Consider the following 8394-nt stretch of genomic DNA (forward strand, 5'->3'; position numbering starts at 1 on the left):
GGCCGCCGCCCTGCTCGCCGCGGCCCTCACGATCACCGCGTTCTGCGCCGGTGACATCCTCGCCCGCAGCTACCCCTTCGGCCCCCGCACCCGCAGCGTCAACGACCTCGGCAACCAGTACGTGCCGTTCCACGCCCACCTGTGGGACCTGCTGCACGGCCGGGCCGAGGGCGGCCTCCTCGTCAACTGGCAGTCCGGCTACGGCGCGAGCTTCCTGCCCGACCTCGGCACCTACCTCGGCAGCCCGTTCGCCCCGCTCGTCGCGCTCTTCCCGCGCGACGAGATCGACCTCGCCGTCTACGCCGTCACCCTCCTGAAGACCGCCTCCGCCGCCGCGGCCATGGCCTGGCTGCTGCTCACCCTGCGCCCCGGCCGCTGGTGGGCGGCGGGCCTGCTCGGCGCCTCCTACGCGCTGTGCGGCTGGAGCCTGGCCGACGCCTCCTACAACCCGATGTGGCTCGACGGCCTGATCGCCCTGCCCCTGCTGTGCCTGGTCGGCGAACGGGCGCTCACCGGCCGCCGGTACCTGCCCGGCGTGCTGATCGTGGCCCTCGCCTGGACCGCCAACTTCTACACCGCCTACATGGCCACCCTGGGCGCCGCCCTCGTGCTGCTGCTGCGCCTGCTGCTCGCCCGCCCGGCCCGCCGGCAGGCGCTCGCCGCGGCCGGCCGCGCCGCCCTCACGACCGCCCTCGGCGTGGGCCTCGCCGCCCCGCTGGTCACGGTCGTCTACTTCGGCACCACCCACGCCTACCCGGGCCGCGTCCGCCGGTTCGTCCCCGTACCGGCCGAGGACCTCGCGGCCCGGCTGCTGCCCGCGACCTACGGCTTCGGCTCCCCGGCCCTCTACGTCGGCCTCACCGCCCTGCTCCTGGCCCTCGCGCTGCCCTTCCACCGGGCGGTCCCGGTCCCGGTCCGCACCGGCTGGACGGCCCTGGTGCTCGCGGTGGCCCTGTCCCTCCAGTGGGCCCCCACCCACCTGGTCTGGCACGCCTTCGCCACCCCGCAGGGCAGCCCCTACCGGCAGGCGTTCGTGCTGTGCGGCCTGCTGGTGATCGCCGCCTGGCACGCCCTGGCGTACGGCGTCCCCGACCGGCGCGCCCTCGGCGCCGCGACCGCGCTGCTCGTCCTGACCGCCGCCGTCGCCGGCCGCAGCACGCTGGTCCGTTCGTACACCTGGCTCGTGCTGCCGCTCGCCCTCGCCGGCGCCCTGGGCGGGCTGGTCCTGCTGGCCCGCTCCGGGCGGCGCGCCCGGCTCGCCGTGCCGGCCGTCCTGCTCCTGCTCGGCGCGCAGGTCGGCGAGAGTGCCGCCACCTCCGCCGTGGCCACCCGGCTGCGCCTCGGGCACCTGGACGACTACGCGCCCTGGGGCGAGCGGCAGGAGGTGCAGGCGGCGGCGATCGCCGGGGCCGACGGCTGGCCCCGGTACCGCACCGACCCCGGCCGCGCGCAGACCGTCGGCAACGACCCGCTGCTGGTGGGCGGCGAGGGCGCGCAGTACTACAGCAGCCTGACCTCGGACGTCCTCAGCCGCACCCTCACCGCGCTGGGCGGCGGCTGGACCTCGCGCGGCCGGAGCGTGCAGAGCCTGGACAACGCCGTCACGGACGTCGTCTTCTCCGTCGGCGCCCGGGTGCACTCCCCGCCCGACCCGCACCAGAAGCACCCGTCCCCGGGCGGCGGCCCGGTGACCGTCACCCGGCGGGACGTGCCGCCCCTGGTCACCGTCCGGGCCGCGCCCGGCACCCGGCCCTTCGGCCCGTCGCCGTACCGCAACCAGGAGCTGCTGCTCGGCAGCCGCGTCTACACCGTGCCCCGTGCCACCGTGCACGACGACGGCGGACGGCCGCTCCCCGGCCGCCGGGTCGGCAGCGGGACGGCCCTGACCCGGCCCACGGTCACCGCCCGCTGCCCGGCGGGCACCCAGGTCCACCTGTGGGCCCCGCACTTCTCCGGCACCGCGCGGCTCGCCGGCACCGGGACATCCGCCCGGTTCCGCTTCGCGTACCCGCGCAACCGCGCCGCCATGGAGCCGCTCGGCCTCGCCCCCGCCTCCGGGCGGGTGCGCATCGAGCTGACCCCGGACCGGCCCGGCCGCGTCCCGTCCGGTGCCGTCGGCTGCCTGGACACCGCCCGGCTGGATGCCGCCGCGGCCCGGCTGAAGGCGACCGGCGCCACCGAGGTGACCGTCTCCGACGGCACCGTACGCGCCGAACTGCCCGCCGGCGGCAAGCGCGTCGCGGTCGTCGCGGCGCCCCGGATCGCCGGCTGGCGCTGCGCCGCCGGCGGCGGCCCCGAGCGCCCCGCCGGTGACTTCCACGGCCTGATCGCCGTCCCGCTCGACGCCACCGCCACCAGCCTGACCTGCACCTTCCATCCACCCGGCCTACGGCTGGGCGGAGCCGTCGGGGCCGCCTCGCTGCTCACCCTGCTGCTCCTCGCCGCCGTCACCGCCGTCCGCCGCCGGCGCGCCCCGGCGCCGCCCACGACCACTTCACCGCGCGAGCGCGTGACCACCGCTCTCTGACCGCGCCCAGGGGGGACCCCGCATGCTGATATCGATCGTCGCGCCCTGCTACAACGAGGAGGACGTCCTCGCCCGCTTCCACCAGGAGGTCCAGAAGGTCGCCGAGGAACTGCTGCCCCTCGGCCACGACATGGAGTTCGTGTACGTGGACGACGGCAGCCGGGACCGCACGCTCGCCGTCCTGAAGGACCTCGCGGACCTCGACTCCCGGGTGCGCTACGTCTCCTTCAGCCGCAACTTCGGCAAGGAGGCGGCCCTGCTCGCCGGCCTCCGGCACGCCTCGGGCGACTCGGTCGTCGTGATGGACGCCGATCTCCAGCACCCGCCGGCGCTCATCAGGCGCATGGTCGAACTGCACGAACAGGGCCACGACCAGGTCATCGCCAAGCGCACCCGCACCGGCGACCGGCTGGCCCGGACCCTCACCGCGCGCCTGTACTACCGGCTCGTCAACCGCCTGGTCGACGTCGAACTGGTCGACGGGGTCGGGGACTTCCGGCTGCTGTCGCGCCGGGTGGTGGACGCGGTGCTGGCCCTCACCGAGTACAACCGGTTCTCCAAGGGCCTGTTCGCCTGGGTCGGCTTCCCCAGCGCCACCTTCGAGTACCAGAACGCCGCGCGGGAGGCCGGCCGCAGCTCCTGGAACCTGCGCGGGCTGCTCAACTACGGCCTCGACGGCCTGCTGTCCTTCAACAACCGCCCGCTGCGCGCCGCGCTCTGGCTCGGCGTGGCCCTGCTGCTGTGCGCGGGTCTCTACACCGCCTGGATCGTGGGCGCCGCGCTGGCGGACGGCGTCCAGACCCCCGGCTATGTGACCATCATCACCGCTGTGACCGCCCTCGCGGGCGTCCAGATGGTCATGCTGGGAGTCATCGGGGAGTACACCGGCCGCATCTACTACGAGGTGAAGGGCCGTCCGCACTTCCTGGTGAAGGCGACCAACGTGGAGCGGACGAAAGACCTCATTCCTTGAAACGGCAGATCCTGACCTTCGCGGTGGTCGGTGTCGTCAACACGGCCACCTACTACTGCCTTTACCTTTTGTTTCTGACCGGCCTCCCTTATCTCGCGGCGCACATCCTGGCCTTTCTGCTCAGCATGATCGGGTCCTTTTTCCTGAACGCGCGCTTCACCTACCGGACGCGGCCCACCTGGCGGAAGTTCCTGCTGTTCCCGCTGACGAACCTCACCAATTTCCTGATCACGACGGCGGGCGTCTACCTGATCGTGGACGTCCTGCACGCCGGCAGCCGCTTCGCCCCGCTGCTCGCCTCGGCGGCGGCGATCCCGGTCACCTTCGTCGTGTCGCGCTGGGTGATGCTCCCCAAGGCCATTGCATAAACGTGCAGCGATACGTATAGTCATGCCATCCAGAGGAGGGTGGACATGGCAGTACGTGCGGCGGTGGCCGGAGCGAGCGGATACGCGGGCGGAGAGGTCCTGCGCCTGCTCCTCGCGCACCCCGAGGTCGAGATCGGTGCCCTGACCGGCAACTCCAACGCGGGACAGCGGCTCGGTGCGCTCCAGCCGCACCTGCTGCCGCTGGCCGACCGCGTGCTCGCCGAGACCACGCCCGAGGCCCTCGCCGGACACGACGTGGTCTTCCTCGCGCTGCCGCACGGCCAGTCCGCCGCCGTCGCCGAGCAGCTCGGCCCCGACGTCCTCGTGATCGACATGGGCGCCGACTTCCGGCTGCGGGACCCGGCCGACTGGGAGACCTTCTACGGCTCCCCGCACGCCGGCACCTGGCCCTACGGCCTCCCCGAACTACCGGACGCCCGCGCCCGGCTCACGGGGTCCAAGCGCATCGCGGTGCCCGGTTGCTACCCGACCGCCGTCTCCCTCGCCCTGTTCCCGGCCTACGCGGCCCGCCTCGCCGAACCCGAGGCGGTGATCGTCGCCGCCTCCGGCACCTCCGGCGCGGGCAAGGCGCCCAAGCCGCACCTGCTCGGCAGCGAGGTGATGGGCTCCATGTCGCCGTACGGCGTCGGCGGCGGCCACCGGCACACCCCCGAGATGATCCAGAACCTCAGCGGGGTGGCGGGGGAGCGGGTCGCCGTCTCCTTCACCCCGACCCTCGCGCCGATGCCCCGCGGCATCCTCGCCACGTGCAGCGCCAAGGCGGTGGCCGGGGTGACGGCGGACTCGGTCCGCGCCGCGTACGAGAAGGCCTACGCCGACGAGCCGTTCGTCCACCTGCTGCCCGAGGGCCAGTGGCCCGCCACGGCGTCCGTCCACGGTTCCAACGCCGTTCACGTGCAGGTCGCGTACGACGCCGCCGTGGGCCGGATCATCGCGGTCAGCGCCATCGACAACCTGACCAAGGGCACCGCGGGCGGTGCCGTCCAGAGCATGAACATCGCCCTGGGTCTCGCCGAGACCACCGGGCTTTCCACGATCGGAGTCGCACCGTGAGCGTCACGGCAGCCAAGGGATTCACGGCGGCGGGCATCGCCGCCGGGATCAAGGAGAACGGCAACCCCGACCTGGCCCTCGTGGTCAACAACGGGCCCCGCCGTGCCGCCGCGGGCGTCTTCACCTCCAACCGCGTGAAGGCCGCGCCGGTGCTGTGGTCCGAGCAGGTCCTCAAGAGCGGCCAGGTCTCGGCCGTCGTCCTCAACTCCGGCGGCGCCAACGCCTGCACCGGCCCCAAGGGCTTCCAGGACACCCACGCCACCGCCGAGAAGGCGGCCGAGGTGCTCGGCCGGGGCGCCATCGAGGTCGCCGTCTGCTCCACCGGCCTGATCGGCGTGCTGCTGCCCATGGACAAGGTCCTCAAGGGCGTGGAGACGGCCGCCGCCGCCCTGAGCGAGCACGGCGGCGAGAAGGCCGCCATCGCCATCAAGACCACCGACACCGTCCACAAGACGTCCGTCGTCACCCGGGACGGCTGGACCGTCGGCGGCATGGCCAAGGGCGCCGGCATGCTCGCCCCCGGCCTCGCCACCATGCTCGTCGTCCTCACCACCGACGCCGACCTCGGCGACGAGGACCTGGACAAGGCGCTGCGCGCGGCCACCAAGGTCACCTTCGACCGCGTCGACTCCGACGGCTGCATGTCCACCAACGACACCGTCCTGCTGCTCGCCTCCGGCGCCTCCGGCATCACCCCCGAGTACGCCGCCTTCGCCGAGGCCGTCCGGCAGGTCTGCGACGACCTCGGCCGGCAGCTCATCGGCGACGCCGAGGGCGCCAGCAAGGACATCAAGGTCGAGGTGATCAACGCGGCCAGCGAGGAGGACGCCGTCGAGGTGGGCCGCTCCATCGCCCGCAACAACCTCCTCAAGTGCGCGATCCACGGCGAGGACCCCAACTGGGGCCGCGTCCTGTCCGCGATCGGCACCACGAAGGCCGCCTTCGAGCCGGACCAGCTGAACGTCGCCATCAACGGCGTCTGGGTGTGCAAGAACGGCTCGGTCGGCGAGGACCGGGAGCTGGTCGACATGCGCTACCGCGAGGTCCACATCGTCGCCGACCTCGCCGCGGGCACCGAGACCGCGACCATCTGGACCAACGACCTGACCGCCGACTACGTCCACGAGAACAGCGCCTACTCCTCATGAGCACCCGCAAGCACACCGCGCTGCCCAAGGCCCAGATCCTCATCGAGGCGCTGCCCTGGCTCACCCGGCACCACGGCAAGATCGTCGTCATCAAGTTCGGCGGCAACGCCATGGTGAACGAGGAGCTGAAGGCCGCCTTCGCCCAGGACGTCGTCTTCCTGCGGCACGCCGGCCTCAAGCCGGTCGTCGTGCACGGCGGCGGCCCGCAGATCAGCGCCGCCCTCGACAAGCACGGCATCGTCAGCGAGTTCAAGGCCGGCCTGCGCGTCACCACCGAGGACGCCATGGACGTCGTACGCATGGTGCTCGCCGGGCAGGTGCAGCGCGAGCTGGTCGGCCTGCTCAACCAGCACGGCCCGCTCGCCGTCGGCCTCACCGGCGAGGACGCGCACACCATGACCGCCACCAGGCACACCCCCGAGATCGACGGGGAACCCGTCGACATCGGCCGGGTCGGCGAGATCACCGGCATCGACACGGGCGCCCTGGAGGCACTGCTGGCCGACGGCAGGATCCCGGTCGTCTCCTCGATCGCCCGCTCCGCGGACGACGGCCACGTCTACAACGTCAACGCCGACACGGCCGCCGCGGCGATCGCCGCGGCCCTGGGCGCCGAGACCCTCATGGTCCTCACCGACGTCGAGGGCCTCTACGAGGACTGGCCGAACTCCGACGAGGTGATCAGCCGCCTCACCGCTTCCCAGCTGGAGAAGCTGCTGCCGGACCTCAGCTCCGGCATGGTGCCGAAGATGGAGGGCTGCCTGCACGCCGTGCGCAACGGCGTGACGACCGCCCGGGTCATCGACGGCCGGGTCCAGCACTCGATCCTGCTGGAGATCTTCACCGACGAGGGCATCGGCACCATGGTCGTGCCCGACGAGCCCGGAGGGGACGCACAGTGACGGGCAACCAGGAGCTGACCCAGCGCTGGCAGGGCGCGCTCATGAACAACTACGGCACCCCGCGCCTGCCGCTCGTCCGCGGCGAGGGCAGCACGGTGTGGGACGCCGAGGGCCGGGCGTACCTCGACTTCGTCGGCGGCATCGCCACCAACGCCCTCGGCCACGCCCACCCGGCGATCGTGGAGGCCGTCAGCCGGCAGATCGCCTCCCTCGGCCACATCTCCAACTTCTTCATGGCCGAGCCCACCGTCGCCCTCGCCGAACGCCTCCTCACGCTCTTCGGCCGGGAGGGCCGGGTCTTCTTCTGCAACTCCGGCGCCGAGGCCAACGAGGCCGCCTTCAAGATCGGCCGGCTCACCGGGCGCACCCACATGGTCGCCACCAGCGGCGGTTTCCACGGCCGTACGATGGGCGCCCTCGCGCTCACCGGCCAGCCCGCCAAGCAGGACCCCTTCCGGCCGCTGCCCGGCGACATCACCCACGTCCCCTACGGCGACGCCCAGGCGCTGGCCGCCGCGGTCACCGAGGAGACCGCCCTGGTGATCATCGAGCCGATCCAGGGCGAGAACGGCGTGGTCGTGCCCCCCGCCGGCTACCTGAAGGCGGCCCGCGCGATCACCGCCGCCACGGGCGCCCTGCTGGTCCTGGACGAGGTGCAGACCGGCATCGGCCGGACCGGCACCTGGTTCGCCTACCAGGCCCACGAGGGCGTGCTGCCCGACGTCGTCACCCTCGCCAAGCAGCTCGGCGGCGGACTGCCGCTCGGCGCGACCGTGGCCTTCGGCCGGGCCGCCGAACTGCTCGCGCCCGGCCTGCACGGGACCACCTTCGGCGGCAACCCGGTCGCCTGCGCCGCCGGGCTCGCCGTGCTCGACACCATCGAGAACGAGGGCCTGCTCGACAACGTCAAGCGGCAGAGCGGGCGGCTGCGGGACGGAATCGAGGCCCTGAACCACCCGATGATCGATTATGTCCGGGGTGCGGGCCTGCTCCTGGGTATCGTGCTCACCGGGCCGCGCGCACCGCAGGTGCAGCAGGCGGCCCAGGAGGCCGGGTTCCTGGTGAACGCGCCCGCCCCCGACGTCGTACGGCTCATGCCGCCGCTGAATCTCCGCGACGACGAGGTGGGTGCGCTGCTCCGGGCGCTGCCCGGCATCCTCGACGCAGCGAACCCTGTGGATGGGGACGGACGATCCGGAGAATGAGACGACGATGAGCGAGGCGCAGGACCACGAGCCGGCGGCGGGGGCCGGGCCCGCCGTGCCGCAGACCCGCACCGCACGGCACCGCCGGATCGTGGACATCCTCAACCGGCAGCCGGTGCGGTCGCAGAGCCAGCTGGCGAAGCTGCTCGCCGACGACGGGCTGAGCGTCACGCAGGCGACGCTCAGCCCGTCGTCGG

Annotated in this window: 7 protein-coding genes and 1 pseudogene; all 8 read left to right on the forward strand. The window is 73.1% G+C overall.

Annotation, left to right across the window (positions count from 1 at the left end; all coding sequences use genetic code 11):
- On the forward strand, window positions 1–2527 hold a 2527-nt coding region (locus tag CCN44_RS38900; RefSeq protein WP_107502162.1), incomplete at its 5' end, for a YfhO family protein.
- Window positions 2528–2549: 22 nt separating this feature from the next.
- The gene (locus tag CCN44_RS38905) at window positions 2550–3500 is read left to right on the forward strand and encodes a glycosyltransferase family 2 protein (protein WP_059248323.1); all 951 of its coding nucleotides are present in this window, start codon (window positions 2550–2552) and stop codon (window positions 3498–3500) included.
- Complete coding sequence (locus CCN44_RS38910; RefSeq protein ID WP_086703700.1) at window positions 3497–3868, forward strand: GtrA family protein; 372 nt, start codon at window positions 3497–3499, stop codon at window positions 3866–3868. Before CCN44_RS38905 ends, CCN44_RS38910 begins: the two co-directional genes overlap by 4 nt.
- Window positions 3869–3913: 45 nt before the next feature.
- Window positions 3914–4942 carry an N-acetyl-gamma-glutamyl-phosphate reductase gene (argC, locus tag CCN44_RS38915; RefSeq protein WP_086703706.1) on the forward strand — a complete coding sequence of 343 codons (1029 nt, stop codon included), beginning with the start codon at window positions 3914–3916 and terminating at the stop codon, window positions 4940–4942.
- Window positions 4939–6090: a bifunctional glutamate N-acetyltransferase/amino-acid acetyltransferase ArgJ gene (gene argJ, locus CCN44_RS38920; RefSeq protein WP_059248320.1), complete on the forward strand. Its 1152-nt coding sequence runs from the start codon at window positions 4939–4941 to the stop codon at window positions 6088–6090. The genes argC and argJ overlap by 4 nt, the downstream gene beginning before the upstream one ends.
- Entirely contained in the window at window positions 6087–6992 is a 906-nt protein-coding gene (gene argB, locus CCN44_RS38925; RefSeq protein ID WP_059248319.1) for an acetylglutamate kinase, read from the forward strand. The genes argJ and argB overlap by 4 nt, the downstream gene beginning before the upstream one ends.
- Window positions 6989–8197, forward strand: a complete 1209-nt coding sequence (locus CCN44_RS38930) for an acetylornithine transaminase (protein ID WP_086703710.1) — start codon at window positions 6989–6991, stop codon at window positions 8195–8197. The genes argB and CCN44_RS38930 overlap by 4 nt, the downstream gene beginning before the upstream one ends.
- Window positions 8198–8204: 7 nt before the next feature.
- Window positions 8205–8394, forward strand: a pseudogene (locus tag CCN44_RS38935) (arginine repressor); the annotation flags it as partial.

Origin of the sequence: Streptomyces tricolor, from assembly GCF_002155905.1 — a bacterium.
Classification (GTDB): domain Bacteria; phylum Actinomycetota; class Actinomycetes; order Streptomycetales; family Streptomycetaceae; genus Streptomyces; species Streptomyces tricolor.

What these genes read in the sequence shown, in the direction of transcription:
- CCN44_RS38905 (WP_059248323.1), top strand. Translation starts at nt 2,550, where the DNA reads ATGCTGATATCGATCGTCGCGCCCTGCTACAACGAGGAGGACGTCCTC.
- argC (WP_086703706.1), top strand. Translation starts at nt 3,914, where the DNA reads ATGGCAGTACGTGCGGCGGTGGCCGGAGCGAGCGGATACGCGGGCGGA.
- argB (WP_059248319.1), top strand. Translation starts at nt 6,087, where the DNA reads ATGAGCACCCGCAAGCACACCGCGCTGCCCAAGGCCCAGATCCTCATC.